The following is a 546-nucleotide window of genomic DNA, read 5'->3' as shown; positions in this document are numbered from 1 at the left end:
AACGATTAATTCTTCTCATTATTGTTCCCTAGCGCCATATATAATCTGCTAAAAAGCGTTTTCAAAAGTGCCTTATGGTTAATCAAAAATATGCCCTAATATCAGAAATTTGCTGAAGAACGATGCAGTTCATCATTTGGCTTGCTATTCTATGACGATACACGTTTTCAAACCACCTCATTATGTGCTTCAGCACTAATGACCTTCGATACGATAAGAGACAGAAATGAATTACAATATTGTCGATACCGCGATTTCATCACTAAAAGCAGACAGCCTATGCATAGGCCTATACGAAAATCAGACACTATGTGAGCAAGGCAAAGCGCTCGACAAACTTCTTGATGGGCAACTAAGCCAAAGCATATCGCAATTCGACATTGATAGTGATTCAGGAAAAAGCTTCTTCCTACCCCTTCGTAGCGAACACGCTAATAGCGTTATTCTTTTGGGCATGGGAGACAAAAAGAAGTTAAACCTAAGCAGCCTAAACAAGGCCTTCAGCGCATTAGCAAGTCAAGCGAAAAGCGCCAAAGTAAAATCCTT

Annotated in this window: 1 protein-coding gene; it reads left to right on the top strand. The window is 39.7% G+C overall.

Annotation, left to right across the window (positions count from 1 at the left end; all coding sequences use genetic code 11):
* Positions 1-226: 226 nt before the first annotated feature.
* Positions 227-546, top strand: a 320-nt coding sequence (locus A3756_RS03655) for a M17 family peptidase N-terminal domain-containing protein (RefSeq protein ID WP_156490241.1), incomplete at its 3' end; no start/stop codon positions are given.

The sequence above is a fragment of the Oleiphilus sp. HI0086 genome (genome assembly GCF_001635225.1).
The sequence above is the reverse complement of the archived record's forward strand: the minus strand, read 5'-3'. Positions and strand labels throughout refer to the sequence as shown.